General features: G+C 72.4%; 22 protein-coding genes. 11 read left to right on the plus strand and 11 right to left on the minus strand.

The window, feature by feature from the left end; all coding sequences use genetic code 11:
- Positions 1–13 precede the first annotated feature (13 nt).
- Both BUE48_RS12230 and BUE48_RS12235 read right to left on the minus strand, forming a co-directional pair.
- Entirely contained in the window at positions 14–967 is a 954-nt protein-coding gene (locus BUE48_RS12230; RefSeq protein WP_012852810.1) for an alpha/beta hydrolase, read from the minus strand.
- Positions 968–982: 15 nt separating this feature from the next.
- Entirely contained in the window at positions 983–1,726 is a 744-nt protein-coding gene (locus BUE48_RS12235) for a gamma-glutamyl-gamma-aminobutyrate hydrolase family protein (RefSeq protein WP_286989836.1), read from the minus strand.
- An 805-nt stretch (positions 1,727–2,531) separates the two neighbouring features.
- Between BUE48_RS12235 and BUE48_RS12240 the strand changes: the two genes are divergently transcribed.
- From BUE48_RS12240 to BUE48_RS12260, 5 genes are all read left to right on the plus strand, one after another.
- Entirely contained in the window at positions 2,532–3,674 is a 1,143-nt protein-coding gene (locus BUE48_RS12240) for a globin domain-containing protein (RefSeq protein ID WP_353745286.1), read from the plus strand.
- A gap of 912 nt (positions 3,675–4,586) precedes the next feature.
- Entirely contained in the window at positions 4,587–5,738 is a 1,152-nt protein-coding gene (locus tag BUE48_RS12245; RefSeq protein ID WP_169313019.1) for a sensor histidine kinase, read from the plus strand.
- On the plus strand, positions 5,735–6,424 hold the full coding sequence (locus tag BUE48_RS12250) for a response regulator (RefSeq protein ID WP_012852814.1): 690 nt from the start codon (positions 5,735–5,737) through the stop codon (positions 6,422–6,424). Before BUE48_RS12245 ends, BUE48_RS12250 begins: the two co-directional genes overlap by 4 nt.
- 108 nt (positions 6,425–6,532) lie before the next feature.
- Positions 6,533–7,426: an ABC transporter ATP-binding protein gene (locus tag BUE48_RS12255; protein ID WP_012852815.1), complete on the plus strand. Its 894-nt coding sequence runs from the start codon at positions 6,533–6,535 to the stop codon at positions 7,424–7,426.
- Entirely contained in the window at positions 7,423–8,190 is a 768-nt protein-coding gene (locus tag BUE48_RS12260; protein WP_012852816.1) for a hypothetical protein, read from the plus strand. Before BUE48_RS12255 ends, BUE48_RS12260 begins: the two co-directional genes overlap by 4 nt.
- An 8-nt stretch (positions 8,191–8,198) precedes the next feature.
- On the opposite strand, the gene thyX is transcribed toward BUE48_RS12260, so the two are convergent.
- Positions 8,199–8,996, minus strand: a complete 798-nt coding sequence (gene thyX / locus BUE48_RS12265) for an FAD-dependent thymidylate synthase (protein ID WP_041439594.1) — start codon at positions 8,994–8,996, stop codon at positions 8,199–8,201.
- Between the two features lie 145 nt (positions 8,997–9,141).
- Positions 9,142–9,603 (minus strand): DUF4352 domain-containing protein, encoded by a 462-nt coding sequence (locus tag BUE48_RS12270; protein ID WP_286989839.1) that lies wholly within the window; start codon positions 9,601–9,603, stop codon positions 9,142–9,144.
- Between the two features lie 244 nt (positions 9,604–9,847).
- On the opposite strand from BUE48_RS12270, the gene BUE48_RS12275 reads away from it, so the two are divergent.
- The gene (locus BUE48_RS12275; protein WP_012852819.1) at positions 9,848–11,902 is read left to right on the plus strand and encodes a molybdopterin-containing oxidoreductase family protein; all 2,055 of its coding nucleotides are present in this window, start codon (positions 9,848–9,850) and stop codon (positions 11,900–11,902) included.
- Positions 11,903–11,977: 75 nt separating this feature from the next.
- On the opposite strand, the gene BUE48_RS12280 is transcribed toward BUE48_RS12275, so the two are convergent.
- A complete protein-coding gene (locus BUE48_RS12280; RefSeq protein WP_012852820.1) occupies positions 11,978–12,124 on the minus strand; it encodes a GPGG-motif small membrane protein in 147 nt (48 codons plus the stop codon).
- Positions 12,125–12,255: 131 nt separating this feature from the next.
- Positions 12,256–14,409, minus strand: a complete 2,154-nt coding sequence (locus BUE48_RS12285; protein ID WP_012852821.1) for an anthranilate synthase component I — start codon at positions 14,407–14,409, stop codon at positions 12,256–12,258.
- Between the two features lie 268 nt (positions 14,410–14,677).
- Between BUE48_RS12285 and BUE48_RS12290 the strand changes: the two genes are divergently transcribed.
- The gene (locus BUE48_RS12290; protein WP_286989840.1) at positions 14,678–15,232 is read left to right on the plus strand and encodes a VOC family protein; all 555 of its coding nucleotides are present in this window, start codon (positions 14,678–14,680) and stop codon (positions 15,230–15,232) included.
- Positions 15,233–15,307: 75 nt separating this feature from the next.
- Complete coding sequence (locus BUE48_RS12295) at positions 15,308–15,988, plus strand: carboxymuconolactone decarboxylase family protein (RefSeq protein ID WP_286989842.1); 681 nt, start codon at positions 15,308–15,310, stop codon at positions 15,986–15,988.
- Here the strand turns inward: BUE48_RS12295 and BUE48_RS12300 are convergent.
- The gene (locus BUE48_RS12300) at positions 15,973–16,317 is read right to left on the minus strand and encodes a DUF6285 domain-containing protein (RefSeq protein WP_012852824.1); all 345 of its coding nucleotides are present in this window, start codon (positions 16,315–16,317) and stop codon (positions 15,973–15,975) included. The genes BUE48_RS12295 and BUE48_RS12300 overlap by 16 nt on opposite strands.
- 53 nt (positions 16,318–16,370) lie before the next feature.
- Between BUE48_RS12300 and BUE48_RS12305 the strand changes: the two genes are divergently transcribed.
- The 3 genes from BUE48_RS12305 to BUE48_RS12315 all read left to right on the plus strand — a co-directional run bounded on the left by BUE48_RS12305 (position 16,371) and on the right by BUE48_RS12315 (position 18,805).
- The gene (locus BUE48_RS12305) at positions 16,371–17,564 is read left to right on the plus strand and encodes an acyl-CoA dehydrogenase family protein (RefSeq protein WP_286989843.1); all 1,194 of its coding nucleotides are present in this window, start codon (positions 16,371–16,373) and stop codon (positions 17,562–17,564) included.
- Between the two features lie 166 nt (positions 17,565–17,730).
- Entirely contained in the window at positions 17,731–18,228 is a 498-nt protein-coding gene (locus tag BUE48_RS12310; protein WP_041439596.1) for a hypothetical protein, read from the plus strand.
- The gene (locus tag BUE48_RS12315; protein WP_286989844.1) at positions 18,215–18,805 is read left to right on the plus strand and encodes a class F sortase; all 591 of its coding nucleotides are present in this window, start codon (positions 18,215–18,217) and stop codon (positions 18,803–18,805) included. The genes BUE48_RS12310 and BUE48_RS12315 overlap by 14 nt, the downstream gene beginning before the upstream one ends.
- Before the next feature lie 12 nt (positions 18,806–18,817).
- Here the strand turns inward: BUE48_RS12315 and BUE48_RS12320 are convergent, their stop codons facing one another.
- The 4 genes from BUE48_RS12320 to BUE48_RS12335 all read right to left on the minus strand — a co-directional run bounded on the left by BUE48_RS12320 (position 18,818) and on the right by BUE48_RS12335 (position 22,131).
- Positions 18,818–19,789, minus strand: coding sequence for a phosphotransferase family protein (locus BUE48_RS12320; RefSeq protein ID WP_012852828.1), 972 nt, complete (start codon positions 19,787–19,789; stop codon positions 18,818–18,820).
- 103 nt (positions 19,790–19,892) lie between these two features.
- Positions 19,893–21,041: a glutathionylspermidine synthase family protein gene (locus BUE48_RS12325; RefSeq protein ID WP_012852829.1), complete on the minus strand. Its 1,149-nt coding sequence runs from the start codon at positions 21,039–21,041 to the stop codon at positions 19,893–19,895.
- On the minus strand, positions 21,038–21,376 hold the full coding sequence (locus BUE48_RS12330) for a hypothetical protein (RefSeq protein WP_286989845.1): 339 nt from the start codon (positions 21,374–21,376) through the stop codon (positions 21,038–21,040). The genes BUE48_RS12325 and BUE48_RS12330 overlap by 4 nt, the downstream gene beginning before the upstream one ends.
- Positions 21,377–21,528: 152 nt before the next feature.
- Positions 21,529–22,131 (minus strand): TetR family transcriptional regulator, encoded by a 603-nt coding sequence (locus BUE48_RS12335; protein WP_012852831.1) that lies wholly within the window; start codon positions 22,129–22,131, stop codon positions 21,529–21,531.
- Positions 22,132–22,257 lie beyond the last annotated feature (126 nt).

Below are 22,257 nucleotides of genomic sequence, written 5' to 3' on the forward strand. Positions count from 1 at the left end.
GCGGGCGGGCCCGTCACACCCGGCCGGGCCGCCGCACCGCCGTGAACGCCTCCCGCAGCCGCCGCACCGCCAGCGCACGGGCCTGCGCCCCGGCCTCGAAGATCTCCGGGAGCAGGAAGAAGGAGTGGATCATCCCGGGGTAGCGGTGCAGCTCGACCGGCACGCCGGCCTCGGCCATCCGGCGGGCGTAGGCCTCGGCCTCATCGCGCAGGATGTCGCACTCGGCGGTGATCACCGTGGCGGGCGCCAGGCCGGACAGGTCCGGGGCGCGCAGCGGGGCCAGGCGGGGGTCGGCGGGGTCGGCGCCGGCCCGGTACATCTCCATGAACGCGGCCATCGCCGCCGCGTCCAGGCCCAGGCCCGTCCCGTACCGCTCCCAGCTGGGGGTGTCCATGGCGGTGTCGGTGACGGGGTAGACCAGCAGCTGGTGGGCCAGGCGCAGGCCCTCGTCGCGGGCCCGCAGGGCGGTCACCGCGGCGAGGTTGCCCCCGGCGCTCTCCCCGGCGACCGCCAGCGCCGCCGGGTCGGCGCCATAGCGGCCCGGGTCGGCGGCCACGTCGGCCAGCACCGCCCAGGCGTCCTCGGTGGCGGCCGGGAAGGGGTGCTCGGGCGCCAGCCGGTAGCCGACGTTGACCACCGCGCAGCCGATCCCGGCCGCCAGTTCCCGGCACAGGGCGTCCACATCCTCGATCCCGCCGATCACCCAGCCGCCGCCGTGCAGGTACACCAGGGTCGGCAGCGCTCCCGCAGCGCGCGGCACGGCCCGGTACAGGCGCACCGGGATCGGTCCCCCGGGCCCGGCGACGTGCAGGTCGCGCACCTCCGGCAGCGCGGGACCGGTCGGCCCCGTTCCCAGGCCGTGCCGGCCGGCCCGCCGCAGATTCTCCACGCTGAGGTCGTCTCCGACCATCTGCCCGCACAGGGCCAGCAGTTCCCGGAACTTGACGATCTGCGGATGCGGGCTCAATCGGCCTCCCGGGGGTCAGCGCCCGGCGGCCTCGGCCACCAGGCTCTCGAACAGACGAAGGTCATCTCCGTCTTCGGGATGCCACTGCACCGCCAGTCCAAACCGGTGCTCGGGCAGTTCGACCGCCTCCACCACCTGATCGGAGGTCCAGGCCACCGCGACCAGCCCGCTGCCCAGCCGCTGGGCCGCCTGGTGGTGGTAGGTGGGCACGTCGGCCGTCTCACCGAGGATCTTGCCCAGCCGGCTGGCCGGGTCGATCCGCACCCGGTGGGTGCCGATCTTGCCCGGGGCGGGGCGGTGCTCGTGGTGGCCGACCGCCTCCGGCAGGTGCTGGATGAGGGTGCCGCCCCGGGCCACGTTGAGCACCTGCAGGCCCCGGCAGATGCCCAGGAACGGCAGGTCCGCCTCTATGGCGGCGCGGGCGAGGGCCAGCTCGAAACGGTCCCGCCGGGGGTGCGCGGGGCCGGTCTTCGGGTGCCGCTGCGCCCCGTACAGCGCCGGGTCCAGGTCAGATCCCCCGGCCAGCACCAGGCCGTCCAGCTGCCGCATCAGCGTGGCCAGGCCGCGCAGCGTCTCCTGCGGCGGGATCAGCACCGGCACTCCGCCGGCGCGTTCGATCGACCGCAGGTAAGAGGACGGCAGCAGGGCGGCCTCGCGCACCCACTCCCCCCACCGGGCCGGTTCCTCGTAAGCCGTCACGCCGATGATCGGCGGAGTCCGCCCCAGTGTTTCGCCGGTTCCGGTCCTGCCCTCGGTCATGGGGGACTCTCCTTTGCTCGTGAACGCTCCTGGTGCTCCAGGCCTCCGGTTCGCCCAACGGATCTTTCCGGCCCGCCGTCCGCGCCCGCCGGGGGCGGGGGGCGGCCGGGCCCGCGGATCGGCACGCCGGAAAGATGGTCATCGTACAGTTTTCGTCGCTCTTCTCCCCTGGCGGTCACCATGATGCACGATGCCCGATTCCGGCATGCACGGCGCCCTGCCGCGGACGATCGTCGGGCGGGTCCGACGATAGATGCACCGGCGGGTGAAAATCTCTGCACCGCGATGCGGGCGGGCCCGCCGCCGACCTCTCGCCGTGACCACCGAACGTACACGCCCGGCCTTTCCAGTGTGCCGCCCCGCCGCTCGCAGGCGGGGCGCCGCGACCGAGGACAGCACCGTGACCTGGGGATTCTCGACCTCGGGAACTACTCGGCCGCCCCCTTGCCCACCGGGCCGCACACGAGAAAAGCCCAGCCCCGCCGTGGTCCCGGCGAATGGTCACGATCGGTGACTTCCACTGCGGAATATTCGGCGAATATACCAACCGGTATCCATGAAAGAGATCTAATAAATCGGCGACTTCAACCGGCGCAGACGACGATTCGATTGCAATTTTCAACGCGAATCGGTTGAGCGTGCATACGGAAGGTGCGAGACTCTCAGCAAGCCGGACATGCCGTGCCCATGCGGGCCGATCACGCTGCTCCGCATGCCGACTCACCGGAAAATCACGGAAACCTCCAGGGGGCGTGCTTGGCTCATGTCGTCCGACTCCCGGATCATCAAAGAGAGTTTCGCACTAATGGCGCCAGAGGCCGATAAGGCGTCGGCGTATTTCTACGGCCGGCTGTTCGCCGAGCATCCGCAGCTGCGGACGCTGTTTCCGCCCGCGATGGACCGCCAGCGCGACCGGATGCTGCGGGCGCTGACCCGGATCGTCTGGAGCCTGGAAGACCCCGACTCCCTCACCGGCTACCTGCGCGACCTGGGCCGGGACCACCGCAAGCTGGGCATCCGGCCCGAGCACTACGCCGCCGTCGGCACGGCGCTGATCGCCACCTTGCGCAAGTTCGGCGGGCCGTGGTGGACACCGCGCATGGAGGCGGCCTGGACCGCGGCGTTCTCCGCCGCCGCGGCGACGATGATCGACGCGGCCGAGGCCGAGGCCGAGCACTCGCCGCCCTGGTGGGTCGGCGAGGTGGTCGGCCACGAACGCTACGGCCACGACCTGGCGGTGCTGACCATCCGCCCCGACCAGCCGCTGCGCCATGTCGCCGGGCAGCACATCTCGGTGCAGACCGCGCGCTGGCCGCGGGTGTGGCGGCGCTATTCGGTGGCCAACGCGCCTCGCCCGGACGGCGCCTTGACCCTGCATGTGCGGGCGGTGCCCGGCGGCTGGGTGAGCGGCGCCCTGGTCCGCTACACCAAGGTCGGCGACCGGCTGACGCTCGGCCCGGCGATGGGCGGCCTGACCCTGCAGGCCTCCTCCGGCGGCGATCTGCTGCTGGTGGCCGGCGGCACCGGGCTGGCCCCGCTCAAGGCGCTGGCCGAGCAGGTCGCCGCCACCGAGCCGGGGCGCCGGGTCCACCTGGTGTGGGGCGTGCGGACCACCGTCGACCTGTACGCCCTGCCGCAGCTGCGGGCGCTGGAGGCCGGCTGCGCCGGGCTGCGGGTCACCGTGGCGGTCTCCGACGATCCCTCCTTCGACGGGCTGCAGGGCACGGCGGCCGACGTGCTCGACCGGCTCGACGAGCCCCTCGGCCCCGACACCGACGTCTATGTGAGCGGCCCCGCCGCGATGGTCGCCCGCACGGTCGGCGTGCTGCGCGACCGGGGCGTGCCGCCGGAGCGGATCCACCACGATGAGCCTGAGGAGGCCGAGCCGCAGGTCGCCGCGGCAAGGTTTGTCGAGCAGCGGGTCACCGCTCGACAGCCCGCCATCTGACGGGCCGTTCCGCCGTGGCGGCGACCCGCCGCCGGGTGGGCGAGCGTCTCCAGCAGCGCCGAGCGGCGCATGAACGGCCGGATCTGCTCCCAGGGGCGCGACCAGGTCAGCCGGCGCGCCGGCGCCCAGGCGGTGACGCCCGCCGCGTCGGCCTGCTCCACCTGCCGGGCGATCTCCTCCAGCCGGCCGGCGTGGTGGGCGACCATCGCATCGCCCCGGTCGGCCAGGCCGGCGAAACGGTACTCGTGCGCCGGCAGCACCTCCTCCACCGGCAGCGCCCGCACCTTCTCCAGGGGGTCGTGGCGCTGCTGGGGGTGGACGGAGATGACCGGGGTGATCCGCGGCAGCACATGGTCCCCGACAGCAGCAGGGCGCGGTCGAGGTCCAGGAAGCAGAGGTGGCCCGGCGAGTGCCCCGGCGTCCACACCGTGCGCAGCCGCACCCCCGCGGCAACGCCGGGAAGGACCACAGCCCGGGCCGCACCCGCTCGACGGGCGGCAGCACCTTGTCCTGCCACGCCGGTGCTGCACCGCGCGCTCCTCGTCCCGGGGAACGATCTCGGTGCAGGTGTCTATCACGGGCGCTCTGCCGCATTCCGGCCGCCCTCACCAACCGGCGCGTTCGCGCAGGCGATTACCCGTGGGGTGACGAGCGGGCCGACGCCTTTACAACGTAGATCTCTTTTGGGCGGAGAGGACGCATGCGGCGCCCGCCCGGCGTCACGAGGACGCGGCGCCGCTCACGGCCGGCCGCGGGAACCGTCCGGCTCGCCCTCGCCTCCCGGCGAGCGGCCCGGGACATCCCATCGGCTCTCCCCCAGACGCCCGCGGCCCCCGGAGATAGACCAAAGTCGATGCCGCCGCCGACCGGTGGATGATGCCCATGGCCGGAACCGGCCCTACGGTGGAGTCCGTGCCGCGACGATCGCTCCGGGAATGGAGCACCGACCTGTGCTACCTCGGCCTGGCGACGCTGGTGGGCGCCTTCTTCGTGGTCGCCATCCGCACCGACCCCGACCAGGTGGACGTGCCGCCGCTCGGCTATGAGGCGGCCATCGCCGTATTGTGCGCCGCGCTGACGCTGTGGCTGCGGCGGCGCAGGCCGGTCGCGCTGGCGGTGATCTTCCAGGCGGGCGGGATCATGTCGGCCGGCGGGCTGGGCTTCACCGCCATGGCGCTGTTCAACCTGGCGATCCACCGGCCCTGGCGGATCACGGTGGCGCTGACCGCCCTGCACCTGACGGTGGTGAGCCTGCTGTGGCGGCTGGAGCCGGGCACCGAACGCGACTACTGGGAGGGCGTGACCGTCCTGGCCCTGCTGTACGTCGCGCTGATCGCCTTGGGCATGCTGATCCGCTCCCAGCGGCAGCTGGTGCTGGCCGCCCAGGAACGCGCCCGGCAGGCCGAGGAAGGGCAGCGGCTGCGCATCGAGGAGGCCCGCCACCACGAGCGGGAACGGCTGGCCCGGGAGATGCACGATGTGCTGGCGCACCGGATCTCGCTGCTGGCCCTGCACGCCGGGGCGCTGGAGTACCGGGGCAACCTTCCGGAGGCCGAGCAGCGAGCGGCCCAGGTGATCCGGGAGTGCGCCCATGAGGCGCTGGAGGAGCTGCGCGAGGTGATCAGGATGCTCCGCGGGGGCGCCGAGGCCGGCGCCGACCGGCCCCAGCCCACCCTCACCGACCTGCCGGAGCTGATCGAGCAGTCCCGGCAGGCCGGCATGCGCATCACGCTGGAAGAACAGGTCCCCGCCCGGCCGGCGGTCCCGGACCGGATCGGGCGGCACGCCTACCGGATCGTCCAGGAAGGGCTGACCAACGCCGGCAAGCACGCCCCGGGCGCGCACGTACGGGTGAAGGTCGCGGCGGTGCCCGGCGAGGGGGTGACGGTCGAGGTGACCAACCCGCTGCCGGTGGGGACCGCCGTGCCCGCCCTGCCCGGCGCCGGGGCCGGCCTGATCGGGCTGCGCGAACGCGTCGGGCTCGTCGGCGGGCGCCTGGAGCACGGCGACACCCCCGACGGCGACTTCCGGCTGCACGCCTGGCTACCGTGGCCTGCGCCATGAGCGCTCCGATCCGGATTTTGATCGTCGATGACGACGCGCTGGTCCGGCTGGGCCTGTCGATGATGCTGGCCGGGGCCGAGGACCTGCAGATCGTCGGCGAGGCCGCCGACGGCGCCGAGGCGCTGGCGGCCGCGGGCGAGCTGCGTCCCGACGTGGTGCTGATGGACATCCGCATGCCGCGCATGGACGGCCTGACGGCCACCGAACGGCTGCGCGCCCGCCGCGATCCGCCGGAGGTCATCATCATGACGACCTTCGACACCGACGAGCACATCCTGCGGGCGATGCGCGTGGGAGCGTGCGGCTTCCTGCTCAAGCACACCCCGCCGCCGCAGATCGTGCAGGCCATCCGGCAGGTGGCGGCCGGGGAGCCGATCATCTCCCCCTCGGTGCTGCGCCGCCTGATGAACTACGTCGGCGACCTGGCCGCCGCCCCGCCCGACCCGCGCCGCGAACGCGCCCGCGCCGCGCTGCAGCGGCTCAGCCCGGGCGAGCGGGCGGTGGCCCTGCTGATCGGCCAGGGCCGCTCCAACGGCGAGATCGGCCGGGAGCTGTCGATGAGCGTGGCGACCGTGAAGGCGTATGTGTCGCGGGTGCTGACCAAACTGGACCTCAACAACCGGGTGCAGGTGGCGCTGCTGGTGCACGACGCCGCCTTGGAGGACGAGCCGCCCGCCCAGACCTGAGACGGCCCTTGCGGCGAACCTCGGTCGCCGCGGGGTTCGACCGGAGTCGCCGCGGCGTCGACCACCGGCCGCTGCGCGGCCCGCCGCCGTGCCGCCAGCCTGGGGCGCATGATCGAAGTCACCGACCTCACCAAGCGGTACGGGGACGCGGTCGCCGTGCAGGGGGTGTCCTTTCGCTGCGAACCGGGCACCGTCACCGGCTTCCTCGGCCCCAACGGCGCCGGCAAGTCCACCACGATGCGGATGATCTGCGGGCTGACCCCGCCCACCTCCGGGTCGGCCACCGTGCTGGGCGTCCCCTACCGGCGCATTCCCAACCCCGGCCGGCACGTGGGGGTGCTGCTGGACGCCTCCGCCCAGCACTCCGGCCGCACCGGCCGGGAGACGCTGGAGCTGACCGCGCGGACCCTGGGCGTGGACGCCGCACGGGCCGCTCAGATGCTGCAGCGGGTCGGGCTGCCGCCGGCCGCCGCGCGCCGCCGGGTCGGCGGTTACTCGCTGGGCATGCGGCAGCGGCTGGGCATCGCCCAGGCGCTGCTGGGCGACCCCCGCGTGTTGATCTTGGACGAGCCGGCCAACGGGCTGGACCCGGAGGGCATCCACTGGATGCGCACCATGCTGCGCGACTTCGCCGACCGGGGCGGGACGGTGCTGCTGTCGTCGCACCTGCTGCGCGAGGTGGAGGCGGTCGCCGACCGGTTCGTGGTGATCGCCGGCGGCCGGATCGTCGCCCAAGGCGGCCGGGAGCTGCTGACCGCCTCCGCCGCCACGTTCGTGCGCGCCCTGAACTCCGCGGAGCTGGAGACGGCGCTGGCCGAGGCGGGGCTGAGCGCTCGGCACTGCGGCGACGGCGCCTTCACCGTCGCCGCGGACGCCGAGGCGGTCGGCCGGGCCGCGGCCAAGGCCGGTGTGGTGCTGCTGGAGCTGCGCCCCGCCGGCGGCGGCGCTCTGGAGGAGCTGTACCTGTCCCTGACCGCCGCGCCGCAGGAGGAGCCGCGATGACCGCCGCAGTGAACCGTCCCGCCGCCCCGTCCCTGGCCCGCCTGACGCTGGTGGAGCTGCGCAAGATGACCGATACCCGGGCGGGCCGCTGGCTGCTGGCGTTCGTCGCGCTGATCGGCGTGGCGCTGGTGGTCGTGGTGCTGGTGGCCGTGCCCCGCGCCGAGCTGACCATGCCGGAGCTGTTCAGCGCCGCGATCTCGGGGGTGTCCCTGCTGCTGCCGGTCGTCGGGGTGCTGTCGGTGACCGGCGAGTGGTCGCAGCGCACCGCGCTGACCACGTTCGTGCTCGTCCCCGACCGCCGCCGGGTGATCGCCGCCAAGCTGGCCGCCGGTGCGGTGCTGGCGGCGGTGTGCCTGGCCGCCGCCGCGCTCGTCGCCTGGGCGGGACGGGCGGCGGCGGCCGCGCTGGACCGCACCGACGCCGGCTGGGGCCTGCCGCCGCAGCTGCTGGGCACCGCGCTGCTGTTCGCGGTGCTCGGCATGCTGGGCGGCGTGGCGTTCGGGATGGTCTTTTTGAACTCGCCGCTGGCGATCGTGCTGCTGTTCCTGCTGCCGACCGTCTGGACGATCCTGGGCGAGACCGTCTCGGCGCTGGAGAAGGCGGCCGGATGGCTGGACCTCAACCGCACCACCGAGCCGCTGCTGCAGCCCGGGGTGCAGCTCACCGCCGAGATGTGGGCGCGCTTGGCGGTCTCGGAGGCGGTGTGGCTGCTGGTGCCGCTGCTGATCGGCTGCTACCGGGTGCTGCGCGCAGAGGTCGGGTAGCGGCCTTTTCAGACCTTGCGCCAGCGCGGTATCCAGGCGCCGTCCTCGACGGTGTAGTCGCCGAAGAGGGCCGGCGCCTCCCGCCGCATCAGCTCGCCGATCTTGCCGAAGATCAGCCGGATCTCCTCCTCGGCGCCGGGGGCGGTGCGGGTCTCGATGGTGTGCCGCAGGGTGCGCACGTTGGCCGTCCACACCAGGCCGGTGGCCACGCCCTCGGGTGCGAAACGGCGCATGAAGGAGGTCTTGTGCTTCTTCTCCTTGAACGGCACGCCTTCTTCGTCGAGGCCGAAGTGGTCGGCCATCCAGCGCTGGAACTGCTCCATCTGCTCCAGCAGGGCCGTGGCCCGTTCCATCAGCTCGGCGTCCTGGCGCGCCCACTCGGGGAACCAGAAGGGGATGTCGGTCAGGCGGACGAACCGCAGCGACTCCTGGGAGATCGCCACGCCCGGCCGGTGCCGCACCAGCTCGTGGGTGGCGACCCGGCTGACGTTGTGCAGCACGAAGCTGAAGCTCAGGTGCTCCAGCACCGAGCCGTGCATGCTGCGCAGGATGTTCTGCAGGTACTCGGTCTGGTCGGTGCGGACGCGGGTGACGTTGGGGTTCAGCCCCGGCTCCCAGGAGCGGTAGCACAACCGCCCGGCGAACTCCGCCAGGTTCTGCGGGTCGTTGAGCTCGCCGTCCAGCTCGCCCCGGTCCAGCCGTTCCAGCCAGCTCTCCCCGCCCACGTCCTTGAGGTAGCGGGCGACCTCGCCGTAGTCCAGCTCGGGCTTGGCGATCAGGAATACTTCAGGTTCGACGCTCTTCACCAGCCTAACCGTAAAGCACTCTTCTCCCTCTCCCATCTCCGACCCGGTGCGGGGCATCGACCGGCTCCGGAGACGGCGCCGCCCGCCGGCCGGTGGGTGAGAGCCGGCGAGCGGGGTCCTCCGTGCAGCGGCGGCCGGGAGCGGCTCAGGCGACCTCGGCCCGCGCGACCTCCGAAAACAGCGGGTTGGTGAACGCCACCACCTTCGGCCTGAACTTGCCCTTCGCGCACACGGTCCCGACGGCCTTCTCCTTGGGCGCCAGGGTGGTCGTGTCGATCTGCCCCTCGGCCACCCCCAGGGCGTCGGCCGTGGCGTGCTTGATGCCCGTGCTGTCCGTCAGCGAGAAGTAGAGCGGGTTGACCTCCAGCTGCTTGGTGGTCTGGTTGGTGACGGTCACCTTCACGCACGTGAACGGGCTGCCGTCGTGCAGCAGGGTCGGCTTGAAGGCGGTCCGCTTGGCGGCGAGCTTCACCGGGACGTCCTTGCCGCCGCTCTTGCCGCCCTTGCCGGGCTCTGCGGGCTGGACGGCCACCGGGTCGGCGCCCTCGCACCCGGACAGGACGAAGGCAGCCAGGACCGCCACAGCGATAGAGATGATCTTGTTCATGAAAGCACTCCACGACCCAATCGATCACGTGAGATGTGTTCGATGATAGTGTTCACAAACATTCTGCGCGACAGAGTTATCGATGATTAGAAGGGGTGGGCGACTCGCCTCCCAGGCACTGAGCCGCACGGGACGGCGTGCGGGCGCAAGAGGGCGGATCAAAAAGGGAGAGCCGTCTTCAAGCCGGGCCGGGTAACGTCCGTGCCATGAGGACGCTCATGAAGCGACGGCGGGAGCCGGGTCCATGGCCGGTCCGCTGAAGGTACTGGGGGCCTGCCCGCTGGACTGTCCCGACACCTGTTCGTGGGAGGTCACCGTCGAAGACGGCCGGGCGGTGCGGCTGCGCGGCAACCCCGAGCACCCCTTCACCCGTGGGGCGCTGTGCACCAAGGTCAACCGCTGGCTGGAGCGGGCGGCGGCGCCCGACCGGATCCTGCACCCGCTGCGCCGCGTCGGCCGCAAGGGCGAAGGCCGCTTCGCGCGGATCAGCTGGGACGAGGCGCTGGAGGAGATCGCCGGCCGGCTGCGCCGGATCATCGACGAGCACGGCGGTGAGGCGATCTGGCCGTACTGGGGCACCGGCACGCTCGGCTGGATCCAGGGCGGCAACGGCCATGCCGGGCGGCGGCTGTTCAACGTGCTGGGCGCCTCCCGCCACCACTACTCGATCTGCTCGATCGCCGGCTCCCATGGGCTGACCTACACCACCGGCACCTCGGCGGGCATCGACCCGGAGTCGCTGGCACGCGCGAAGCTGATCATCCTGTGGGGCACCAACCCCCTCACCAGCGGCCACCACCTGTGGAAGTTCGTCCAGGACGCCCGCAAGAACGGCGCATACGTGGTGGCGATCGACCCGATCCGCACCCGCACCGCCCGGCAGGCCGACCTGCACCTGGCGCCGCTGCCGGGCACCGACGCCGCGCTCGCGCTGGGGCTGATGAACGTCATCGTCGGCCTGGGCGCCGAGGACCGCGCCTACCTGGCCGCCCGCACCCTGGGCTGGGAGGAGTTCCGCGAGCGCATCGCCCAGTTCCCGCCGCAGCGGGTGGCGCGCATCACCGGTCTGCCGGAGGCCGACATCGTCGCCTTGGGCGAGCGCATCGCCCGCACCCGGCCGACCGCCATCCGGGCCACCATGGGCCTGCAGCGGCACGGCGGGGGCGGCGCCGCGCTGCGCGCCCTGGCCTGCCTGCCGGCGGTGACCGGCGACTGGGCGCTGCCGGGCGGCGGCCTGTCGTACTCCACCGACGACCACTACCCCATCGACCGGGCCGCGCTGTTCCGCGACGACCTGCGGCCCGCCCGCACCCGCGAGCTGTCCATGACCCGGATCGGCGAGGCCCTGCTGGAGGTGGACGACCCGCCCGTGCAGGCATTGTTCGTGATCGCCGCCAACCCGGCCGCCAGCGCCCCGCACCAGTCGAAGGTCCGCCGGGGCCTGGCCCGCGAGGACCTGTTCACCGTGGTGCTGGAGCAGTTCCCCACCGACACCGTCGACTACGCCGACATCGTGCTGCCGGCCACCATGCAGCACGAGCACGCCGACCTGCACAACGGCTACGGGCACCTGTACCTGGCCTGGAACGAGCCGGCCGTGCCGCCGCCGGGCGAGTGCGCCTCCACCACCGAGACGTTCCGCAGGCTGGCCCGGCATCTGGGACTGGAGGAGCCGAGCCTGTACGCCTCGGATGAGGAACTGGCCGAGCAGGCGTTGAGCTCGGGCCACCCGTACCTGGAGGGCATCACGTTGGACCGCCTCCGCAAGGAGGGCTTCGTGCGCCTGTCGGTGCCCGACCCGTTCGTCCCGTTCGCCGAGGGCTTTCCCACTCCCTCGGGGAAATTCGAGTTCTTCTCCCGGCGCGCCGCCGCGGCGGGGCTCGACCCGTTGCCCGGCTACGTCCCTCCCTTCGAGGTCGCCGACCCCGAGCGGGCCCGCCGCCACCCGCTGTCGCTGATCTCCTCGGCGTCCCACCACTTCCTCAACACGGTGTTCGCCAACAACCCCGAGCTGCGGCGCCGGGCGGGCGAGCCGCGCGTGGTGCTGCACCCGGGCGACGCCGCCGCGCGGGGCATCACGACCGGCTGCCGGGTGCGGGTGTTCAACGACCGGGGAAGCCTGGAGGCGGTGGCAGAAGTCAGCGATTCGGTCCGCCCGGGGGTGGCCGCCACCACGAAGGGGCATTGGCCGAAACTCGCCGGCGGCGCCAACCCCAACGTCCTGGTCGATGAGCGCGACTCCGACATGGGCGGCGGCGCCGTCTACCACGACACCCGCGTGGAGATCACCGCGCTGTAAGTGGAACGGCCCTTCCGCCCGCGTGAAGAGCACGCGGGCGGAAGGGCCATCGCCTGTTTAGCCGAAGCGGCGACGTCAACCGAAAACGCTCACCCCGCCGGGGCCGACCAGCAACCCCACCACGATCAGCACGATTCCCCACAGCAGGTCCCGGCGGGCGACGATGACATAGACACCGGCGATCACCAGGACCACGGCCAGCAGCCAGAGCAAGGTGTACACGGGGGTTCCTCTTTTCCTCGTCCTCGGGGTGCGCCCCCGCCATGCCCGGTGTCTTCCGCCTCAAACGGGCTCCCCCGCCGACCAGCGGAAACCGCATCGCGCCGCGTTCGGTGCACGCCGCCGGGAGAACGTCACTTCCGGCACAGGCGCAGGACGTTGGCGATGAGGCGGTGGCCGACGCGGTCGCGGGCGGTGAGGATGGACTCGGGGTGGAACTGCACCGCCCAGCGGCGCTTGGCCGGGTCCTCGATGGCCATGACCACATCGCCGGTCATGGCGGTCACCTGGAAGCCGTGCACCTGGTCGGCGGTGGCGTGCAGGGAGTGGTAGCGGGCCGCGGTGAACTCATCCGGCAGCCCTTCGAACAGCTGGCCGCCGGTCACCTTCACCTGGCCGGGCTTGCCGTGGGCGGGTTCGGGCAGCAGCGACAGCTGGCCGCCGGCGTGCTCGACCATGGCCTGCAGGCCCAGGCAGACGCCGAAGGCCGGCAGGTTGCGGGCGTCCAGGGCGTCCAGCAGGGCGGCGGTGTCGAAATCGGCCGGGCGGCCGGGGCCGGGCGACAGCACGACCAGGTCGGGTGCGTGCTCGTCCAGCAGGTGCAGCGGGAAGCCGTGGCGCAGCGTGACGACCTCGGCGCCCTGCTGGCGGAAGTAGTCGGCCAGCGTGTTGACGAAGGAGTCCTCGAAGTCGACCAGGACCACCTTCAGGCCCTCGCCGGGACGGTCGGCCTCCTGCTCGGTCTCGGGCGCCTGGGGCTCCTCGCCGGCCAGGGCGCGCAGCAGGGCGCTGGCCTTCAGGTGGGTCTCGCGCTCCTCTTCCTCGGGATCGGAGTCGTACAGCAGGGTGGCGCCGGCGCGGACGGTGGCGACGCCGTCGCGGATCTGGGCGGTGCGCAGCGTCAGGCCGGTGTTCATCGAGCCGTCGAAGCCGACGAAGCCGACCGCGCCGCCGTACCAGCGGCGGGGGGCGTCCTCGTGGTCCTCGATGAACTGCATCGCCCACGTCTTGGGGGCGCCGGTGACGGTGACCGCCCACATGTGGGTCAGGAAGGCGTCCAGGGCGTCGAAGCCGGGGCGCAGCCGGCCCTCGATGTGGTCGACGGTGTGGATCAGCCGCGAGTACAGCTCGATCTGGCGGCGGCCGAGGACCTTGACGCTGCCGGGCACGCAGATGCGGGCCTTGTCGTTGCGGTCCACATCGGTGCACATGGTCAGCTCGGACTCGTCCTTGGCCGAGGACAGGATGGTGCGGATCTGGGCGGCGTCCTCCAGGGCGTCGGCGCCGCGCCGGATCGTCCCGGCGATCGGGCAGGTCTCCACCCGGTCGCCACTCACCCGGACGAACATCTCCGGGGACGCCCCGACCAGGAACTCGCCCTCGCCGAGGTTGAACAGGAACTCATAGGGGGCCGGGTTGGTCTCGCGGAGCCGTTCGAAGAAGGCCACCGGCGAGTCGCAGCGGCCGTACATGGCGTGGGCGGGGGTGACCTCGAACAGGTCGCCGGCGATGAACTTGCGCTTGGCCTCGCGGACCATCTGGGCGTAGACGCCGGGCACCGGCTGCGGCGGCAGCTCCTTAGGCGCGGGCAGCGGCGGGGCGGGCTCGGTGACGCGCGGCAGGCCCTCGGTACTGGCGCCGTCGACGATGAACTCATACGACAGGCGGTGGGAGGTCTCGCGTTTGCGGTCCACCACGATCAGCTCGTCGGCCAGGTGCAGCACCAGGTCCCGCTGGTCGGCGGGGCGGGGGTGGTTGAGCCGCAGCGGCTCGAACTGCAGCGACAGGTCGTAGCCGAAGGCCCCGTAGAAGCCCAGGTGCGGGTCGGGGCAGCGGAACAGGTCGATCAGGGCGCGCAGCGCGGTGAAGACGGTGGGCTGGCGGCTGCGTTCCTCTTCGGGGAAGAACTCCTCGGTGGGCGGGATGAACACCTCGATCAGCTCGCCGGGCCGGTCGGCGACGACCTCGCCGGCGGGGCGCATCGCCGCGGCCATGGCCGGCAGCACCACCCGGCCGCGTTCGTTGAGGGCGCGCGCCGCGATCCGCCGGCCCCGGGCCACCAGTTCGACGCAGGGGTCGACGTAGGCCATGTGCCAGCGGCTATAGCGCCCCGGATACTCCATGCCGGAGCTGAGCACGCCGCCGCGTCTTTCCCCCACCGAGGCGACGAGGGCGGCCAGCGCGTCGGATTTGCGTTCGGAGTCGACGGGGACGGCGGTGCGGAGCACCCGCACTCCCCCGGCGGTCAGGTACTCGGTGGTCTGTGCTCGGCGCGCGTCGGTCTCCACCGTGGCGGCCCTCCGGATTCTCCAAGGCCCCGCCACCGGCGGCCCGCAAAAGCGAAACGACCGCCGGACGGGGGGCGGTCGCTGGCTGTCGGACACGTGCGAACCGGCGCCGCCTCAGCGGCGCCACCACCACTGGTGCCGTGCGGTTCGCATAGTGCCGCCAGGCTACCGCATGCCGCCGAACCCCATCGACTAGAACAGGGTTCTATTTTGCGGGGAATCCTGCCAGGATGACCACAGAAGGGATCACTTACGTAAGGCTGGTCACATGAGCGGCGTGAACAAGGAGTTCGAACTGCGCGGGGTCCACCATCTGGCCCTGGTGTGCCGGGACATGAAGCGCACCGTGGACTTCTACTCCGGGGTGCTGGGCATGCCGCTGGTCAAGACGATCGAGCTGCCCATGGGCATGGGCCAGCACTTCTTCTTCGACTGCGGCGGCGGCAACCACCTGGCGTTCTTCTGGTTCCCCGACGCCCCCGAGGCGGTGCCGGGCGTCTCGGCGCCGCGGAACCTGCCGGACCGCGGCGAGGTGCTCTCGGCGGTGGGCTCGATGAACCACATCGCCTTCGACGTCCCGCCGGAGAAGCTGGAGGAGTACCGCGAGAAGCTGATCGCCAAGGGCGTCGACGTGGGGGTGATCCTCAACCACGACGACAGCGAGTTCGGCGTGGCCCCCGACGTCCACGACGGGGTGTACGTGCGCTCGATCTACTTCCAGGACCCCGACGGGATCCTGCTGGAGTTCGCGGCCTGGACCCGGGAGCTGGGCCCCGGCGACGTGCGCCACGAGCCGAAGACCGCCGCCGACCGCACCGTGTGACGGTCCCGCCCGGCAGGCCCCGGCGGCGGTCCGCCGGGGCGTCCCCTTCCCGTTCCCAGACAAGGACGTGACTTCATGCCCAGACTCCGTCAGGTCGGCCGTGCCGAGGTCACCGACAAGCTGATCCTGTTCTTCTACGACCGGCTGTTCGGCGAGGGCCGCGACCCGGTTGCCGAGCCCGGCACCGAGGCCGGCTCGCCCGGCACGTGGTGGACGACCTTCGCGCTGGACCCGGCGATCTTCAAGCACTGCGTGCAGGGCTTCCAGCTGTACCGCGGCGCCAAGCTCGACCCGGTGCTGCGCGAGCTGGGGCAGACCCGGGCCGGCTGGGCGCGCGGCAGCCAGTTCGTCTACTCCCAGCACTGCAAGCAGCTGCGGGCGCTGGGGGTGCCGGAGGAGAAGGTGCGGGCGGTGGCGCACTGGGAGGTCTCCGACAAGTTCGACGAGCTGGAGCGGGCGGTGCTGGCCTACACCGATGCGCTGGTGCTGGGCGGCGGCCGGGTGCACGACGAGGTGTTCGCCGTCCTCAAAAAGCACCTGCCGGACGAGCAGATCCTGGAGCTGACCTACATCACCTGCCTGTACGACATGCACGCCACGATGTCCAAGGCGCTGCGCACCGAGTTCGACGACCGCGACGACCCGATCGTGGAGGTCGCGGCCCCGGAGGAGTTCGGCACCCGCGACCTGGCCGAGCCGTTCCTGGAGAGCGGCCGCAGCCGGCCGCACGGGCAGACGGGTCAGGAGTCGGCATAACCGGGGTTGGCGACGGCGAGCTTGTCGCGCACCGCATCCAGCAGCGCCGCCTTGACCTCCGCATAGCGGTCGTCCAGCTCGCCGGCGCGGATGGCGGCGGCCAGCGCCGCGTCGTCGGCGAACCCCAGGGCGGCCAGCCGCTCGCGATGGGCCTGCTGGTGGGCGGGGCCGAGGGCCAGCTCCCGTTCGACCATGCCCAGCACGTTGACCGCGACCAGGCCGTGGAAGCGGGTGCGTCCCTCCAGCGCGGGCAGGATCTCGCCCTGCAGGAACTCGCGGACCGCGGCGATCAGCTCACCGGCGGACGGTGCGTCATGGGGCGGGGCCATCTCGCCTCACCTTCGTCGGGGAACAGAACGTGATTCTAGATCAGGGAGGGGTCATGAGCTTCGAAGTGCCCGAGTCCGTCCGCCCGATCCGCGATGCGGTGCATGCGTTCATGACCGAGCGGGTCGAGCCGGCCGAACCGGTGCTGCGGCGGGGCGACGAGGAGGCGCGCGCCCTGCTGGCCGACCTGCAGCGGCAGGCCAAACGGGAAGGGCTGTGGGCGCTGGGCCACCCCAAGGAGCTGGGCGGCGGCGGGCTGCCGTTCCTGGACTACGTGTACGTCAACGAGGTGCAGGGCCGCAGCGAGTTCGGCCAGCTCGCCCTCGGCACCTTCACCCTGCAGGACTCGCTGATGCTGCACCGGCACGCCAGCCCCGCCCAGCGCGAGCGCTACCTCAAACCGCTGGTCCAGGCGGAGATCTACCCCAGCTTCGCCATGACCGAGCCGGGGATCTCCAGCTCCGACCCCACCCAGCTGACCACCACCGCCACCCTGGAGGGGGACGAGTGGGTGATCCGCGGCCGCAAGTGGTTCACCACGCTGGCCGACCGGGCCGCCTACACCACCGTGATGTGCCGCACCGAGCCGGAGGGCACTCCCCCGCACCTGGCCTTCAGCATGATCCTGGTGCCGACCGACACCCCCGGCTACACCATCGTGCGCGACACCCCGGTGCTCGGCCTGGACGGCGGGCACTGCGAGGTGATCTACGACGAGGTGCGGGTGCCGGCGGAGAACCTGCTGGGGCCGCGCGGGCACGGCTTCGTGATCGCCCAGGAGCGGCTGGGGCCGGGCCGCATCTTCCACTGCATGCGCTGGCTGGGGCAGGCGCAGCGGGCCTTCGACCTGATGTGCGCGCGGCTGCACGAGCGGTCGGCCTTCGGCGGGCCGCTGGCCGACAAGCAGCTCATGCAGCAGCACGTGTTCGACTCCTACGCCGAGATCCAGGCGGCCCGGATGCTGACGCTGCACGCCGCGCACCGCATCGACGCCGGCGACCAGGCCCGCGTGGAGATCGGGGCGATCAAGGTGGTGGGCGCGCGGATGCTGCACAACGTCATCGACCGGGCCATCCAGGTCTACGGCGCCGAGGGGCTGACCGGCGACACGCCGCTGGAGCACATGTACCGACACGCCCGGGCGGCCCGGATCTACGACGGACCGGACGAGGTGCACATCACCACCACCGCACGGCGCATCCTCAAGGAGTACGCCCGGGGCCGCAACTGGGAGTTCGGCCTGCGCTGAGCCCGCCTGCTCCCTTCGGCCGGGACGCACTGGTATAACTGTCGATCACACGACGGACACGAACAGTCATCATTCGGCCGGATCAGGCCGGAGGGGTCCTTGCGCCGGGCGGCCGGGCCGCCCGGCGCCTCACCGGGAGAATCCGGTGCTTCATCGGGGGAGTGACGTGCGCGTCAAGACGATCGTCGCCGGTGCGGGAGCGGCGGCCGCCGTGCTGCCGTGGGCGCCGCCCGCACTGGCCGCAGGCACCGAGGTCGAGGTCAGCCCCGGGGTGGCCATGCCCGGGGAAGTCGTGACCGTCAGCGGCGATTGCGGGCGCACCGGCAACGAGGTGGTGCGCGTCGTCAGCCAGGCGCTGCGCGGCGGGCCGGCCGTGGTGGACGACAAGGGGCGGTTCTCCTTCCCCGCCCGGGTCCGCCGCGTGGCCGCCCAGACCTACACCGTGACCACGGTCTGCGAGCCGGGCGGGATCTCCGGGGGCAGCGCCCGCTTCCGCGTCCAGGAGCCACGCGACCTGCCGCGCGGCGGCGTGGCGGCCGGGGGCGGCGGAAGCGCCGCCCGGGGCGGGGCGGCCCCCTCCCCGGGCGGGGCGCTGCTGCTCGGCGCGGCGGTCGCCGCCGGGATCGGCGGCCTGGTGCTCGCCCGGCGCCGTGGCAGGGTCTAGCGGCGCCGGGTACCTGGTCGCGCTCGGCCTGATCGCGGTGGCGGCGCTGCACATGCACGATGCGGCCGGCCGCGACCGGTCCGCGGACGCTCCCGAGGGGCGGGTGCTGCCGGCCGCCGAGCCGCTGCGGGTCGAGATCCCCCGCATCGGGGTGCGCGCCCCGGTGCGGGGGGTGGGCCGCAACCACGACGGGACGCTGCAGGTGCCGCCGCTGAGCCGGCCGCAGGAGGTCGGCTGGTACCGGCACGGCCCGCCGCCCGGCTCGCGGGGGGCGGCGGTGCTGGTCGGCCACTACGACGACCTGCGCGGCCCGGCGGTCTTCCACCGGCTGGGCGAGCTGCGGCGCGGCGATGTGGTGCGGGTGGTGCGCCGGGACGGCCGGGTCGCGGTGTTCACGGTGGACGCCTCCGAGCAGGTCGCCAAGAGCGCCTTCCCCACCCACCGCGTCTACGGCCCGGTCCGCCACGCCGGGCTGCGGCTGATCACCTGCGGGGGGACGTTCGACCGCGCCAGGCGCTCCTACCGCGACAACCTCATCGTCTACGCCCGCCTGACGGACGCGCGGCCCGCCGCCTGAGGGCCGCCCGTCTCAGGGCAGCATCTGCAGCAGGTCCCATTCGTTCTCGGCGACCCGCCGGCCGATGGCGGCCAGCTCCACCGACCGTTCGGCGCCGTCCAGGTGCTTGCGGGCCTGCATGACGCAGATCACCGCCCAGCGCAGCACCCCGTACATCTCCCACCAGCGCAGCGCGTCCCGGTCCACGCGGACGCCGCCGGCCTGCTCGTAGGCCTCGATGAGCTGCTCATAGGAGCCGAACCCGCCGACCGGGGCGGGCGCGCCGAACCGCCAGGCCTTCACGCACAGCCAGCCCAAATCCTCCAGCGGGTCGCCGAGGTGGGCCAGCTCCCAGTCCAGCACCGCGCGCACGCCCTCGGGGCCGACGATGAGGTTGCCGTTGCGGAAGTCGCCGTGGACGACGGTGAGCGGGCCGGGGTCGGGCCGTTCGGTCTCCAGGCGACGCATGGCCAGCTCCAGCGCCGGGTGCGGCTCGCCCGCCGCATCCAGCAGCTCCCGCCAGCGGTCCATGTCGCCGGTCTCGCGCTGCAGGCCCGGCACCTCGTGGGGCGGGATGGAGTGGATCGCGGCCAGGATCCGCCCGCACTCGGCGGCCAGGCGGGGCCGCAGCTCGGCCAGGGCGGGGTCGCGCAGGATCCGGCGCGGGATGCTCTCCCCTTCGATCCGTTCCATCACCACGAACTCCGCGCCCAGCGGCCCGTCGGCGTCGCCGTCGGCGATCACCTCGGGGCTGGGCACCCCGGCCCGCCGGGCCGCCCGCATCAGCGCCGCCTCCTGGGTGAGCGCACCGCCGGTGAAAGCCGCGGCGGGAGTGGCCAGCCGCAGGATGAGCGGGTGCCGCCGCGCACCGATCACCGCGTCGAAGGCGCAGGTGATGCGGGAGGCGCCGCCGGCGGCCCGGCGCAGCCCTTCCACCTGCACGTCCGTGCCGTACCGTGCGGCGAGCACCTTGCGCAACGGGGCGATGCACCCTTGCAGATCCATGCGGCCTCCGCTCCCTGCGAGCCCTGCGTATAAGTGTCCGCTTGCAAGGGTCCATCCTGACAGGCCGCAGGGGCGTGCGACAGGCCTTTCCCCGCCCCGATGGTCAGTCCTCGATCAGATGCGGCACGAACGAGGCCGTGTCGCCCGTGATCAGGCCGCGGGTCTCGCGGATGCCCAGCCCGGCCGGTTCGTCGCCGACGACCCACGCCCCCAGCACCGGCCGCCATCCGTCGAAGTCCGGCAGCGGGCAGAGCTGCTGGAACACATGCCCTTCGGCGCCGTAGCCGCCGGGCGTCTCGACGACCTCGTGCGGCTGGACGAGCCGCATGCTCGCACCCTCCCGGCCCAGCAGCGGCTTGACCGCATAGGCGGTCATCTCGCGCGGGCCGTCGAAATAGGCCGGCAGCAGGTTCGGATGGCCGGGGTACAGCTCCCACAGGATCGCCAGCAGCGCCTTGTTCGACAGCAGCATCTTCCACAGCGGCTCCACCCAGGGCTCCTTCGGCTGCCGGGCGACGGCCAGCGGGCCGAACGGCTCACGGACGATCCACTCCCACGGGTAGAGCTTGAACAACCCTTCGATCCGCCGTTCGGCCAGGTCGTAGAAGGCATGCCCGTCGGAGCCGATGTCCTCCATGGTCAGCAGCTCCACCTCCAGCCCGGCCTGGGCGGCCACATCGGCCATGTAGCCGACGGTGAGGGCGTCCTCGCCGGTCTCGTCGGCCCCGCTGTAGGCCAGGTGGAGGAGGCCGCCGGAGGGGAGCAGCTCCCGCCACCGGTCGATCAGCGCCTCGTGGAGGCTGTTCCACTGGTCGGCCCGCGGGTGGGTGTCCTCCTTCCAGAACCACTGGACGACGGCGCTCTCCACCAGGCTGGTGGGGGTGTCGGCGTTGTACTCCAGCAGCTTGGCCGGGGAGCGGCCGTCGTAGCACAGGTCGAACCTGCCGTACAGGTGGCGGTCGCGCCGCCGCCACGATTCGGCGATCGGCTCCCACCAGCGTTCGGGGATGCCGTAGTCACCGAACCGGCCCTCCCGCACGACGTGGTCGACCGCGTTCAGGCACATCCGGTGCAGTTCGGTGACGGTGTCCTCCAGGCCGAGCACCTCGGCCATCGTGAAGCTGTAGTAGGCCGACTCGTCCCAATAGGGCCGGCCGTCGTCGCCCTGGGCCACGTACCGGTGGAATCCGAGCCCTTGTTCTTCGATGGTGCGTTCCCAGTCCGGGCGGACGGGGCCGGTCCGCCGGATCATGACCCTCCGCTCTTGCCGCTGCCGCCGAACCCGCCGCGGGAGATCACCCTTCCGGAACGGGTCTTGACGGTCGCGTCCCCGGGCTGGACGAAGGATCCGCCGGTGACGTAGCCGCCGGAGAGCTTGCCCCCGTACACCCACTCGTACCTTCTCTTGCCGCCCCCGCCCCCGCCGCCGGCCTGGCAGTTGCTCTCATGGACGGCGGCGAGACGGCCGTCCGACTGCCGGACGACGCAGTCGGCCGTGACCGTATTGCCGCCGCCGCAGCCCGCGGCGAACGCAACGGACATCACCGCCACGGTGCTCAGCGTGACGGACTTGCTGGACTTGGCCATCGGCTCTTCTCCTTAGAGTCGGGCCTTATCGTGGTCCCCCCTTTGATCATTTAAAGGCAAGGAGGGTTCCGTCTCCGCCTTATGGCAGATTTCGGACATTTGCCCGACCCTGAGTGTGCCGAAAAGACCGTTTTCCGGGCGGTGCGGGAGCCTCAGCCCTCGTTTCCGTCGGGACGGCCGCCGGCCGCGGCGGGCAGCCCGACCAGGATCAGATCGGCCAGGGCGTCGACCACCTTCCGGCGGGGCACCTCCGGGTGGTCCAGCCACCAGTCCCCGGCGTTCTGCACCATGCCGATCACCGCGTGCGCCCACACGTAGGCGCGGTCGGGGTCGGCCAGCTCGACCTCGGCCATGAACACCTTGGCCAGCTCCTGGCTGAGCCCGCGGATCATGGTACTCATCGCGCTGTGCGTGGCGGCGTCCTCCGCGCTGGCCCGCTCCATGAGGAACCGGTACAGCTGGAGGTTCTCGGAGATCATCGACAGGTAGGTCTCGATCGTGGAGGTGATCCGCTCACGCTGGGAGCCGGGCCGCTGGAAACGGTCCTGGATCGTCTCGATCAGCTTGCGGGTGTGCCGCTCGGCCAGCGCCTGGTACAGGCCGGACTTGTTGCCGAAGTGCCGGTAGAGGATGGGCTTGCTGATGCCGGCCGCGGCGGCGATGGCGGCCATGGAGGCGCCCGGGCCCTCCCGCCGGATCACCTGGTCGGCGGCCTCCAGCAGGGCGCGGCGGCGGTCGGGGTCGCGCGTGCTCATCGCCTGCCTCCCTCGCCACGGGCCGTTTCCCGGTCGCCGATCCGCACCGGCCGACCTCCCCTCATGCCCCGGGTGACAAATCGATCATGCACCTTATGCACCGAGATGCTAAGGATGCCTCGCCGG

It is taken from the genome of Thermomonospora sp. CIF 1 (assembly GCF_001896795.1).
Taxonomy (GTDB): domain Bacteria; phylum Actinomycetota; class Actinomycetes; order Streptosporangiales; family Streptosporangiaceae; genus Thermomonospora; species Thermomonospora curvata.

Coding starts and splice junctions, on each gene's coding strand:
- BUE48_RS12295 (WP_286989842.1), top strand. CDS start 15,308: ATGCCCAGACTCCGTCAGGTCGGCCGTGCCGAGGTCACCGACAAGCTG.
- BUE48_RS12335 (WP_012852831.1), bottom strand. CDS start 22,131: ATGAGCACGCGCGACCCCGACCGCCGCCGCGCCCTGCTGGAGGCCGCC.
- BUE48_RS12240 (WP_353745286.1), top strand. CDS start 2,532: ATGGCGCCAGAGGCCGATAAGGCGTCGGCGTATTTCTACGGCCGGCTG.
- BUE48_RS12255 (WP_012852815.1), top strand. CDS start 6,533: ATGATCGAAGTCACCGACCTCACCAAGCGGTACGGGGACGCGGTCGCC.
- BUE48_RS12325 (WP_012852829.1), bottom strand. CDS start 21,041: ATGATCCGGCGGACCGGCCCCGTCCGCCCGGACTGGGAACGCACCATC.
- BUE48_RS12250 (WP_012852814.1), top strand. CDS start 5,735: ATGAGCGCTCCGATCCGGATTTTGATCGTCGATGACGACGCGCTGGTC.
- BUE48_RS12290 (WP_286989840.1), top strand. CDS start 14,678: ATGAGCGGCGTGAACAAGGAGTTCGAACTGCGCGGGGTCCACCATCTG.
- BUE48_RS12260 (WP_012852816.1), top strand. CDS start 7,423: ATGACCGCCGCAGTGAACCGTCCCGCCGCCCCGTCCCTGGCCCGCCTG.
- BUE48_RS12330 (WP_286989845.1), bottom strand. CDS start 21,376: ATGGCCAAGTCCAGCAAGTCCGTCACGCTGAGCACCGTGGCGGTGATG.
- BUE48_RS12275 (WP_012852819.1), top strand. CDS start 9,848: ATGGCCGGTCCGCTGAAGGTACTGGGGGCCTGCCCGCTGGACTGTCCC.
- BUE48_RS12270 (WP_286989839.1), bottom strand. CDS start 9,603: ATGAACAAGATCATCTCTATCGCTGTGGCGGTCCTGGCTGCCTTCGTC.
- BUE48_RS12305 (WP_286989843.1), top strand. CDS start 16,371: ATGAGCTTCGAAGTGCCCGAGTCCGTCCGCCCGATCCGCGATGCGGTG.
- BUE48_RS12300 (WP_012852824.1), bottom strand. CDS start 16,317: ATGGCCCCGCCCCATGACGCACCGTCCGCCGGTGAGCTGATCGCCGCG.
- BUE48_RS12235 (WP_286989836.1), bottom strand. CDS start 1,726: ATGACCGAGGGCAGGACCGGAACCGGCGAAACACTGGGGCGGACTCCG.
- BUE48_RS12320 (WP_012852828.1), bottom strand. CDS start 19,789: ATGGATCTGCAAGGGTGCATCGCCCCGTTGCGCAAGGTGCTCGCCGCA.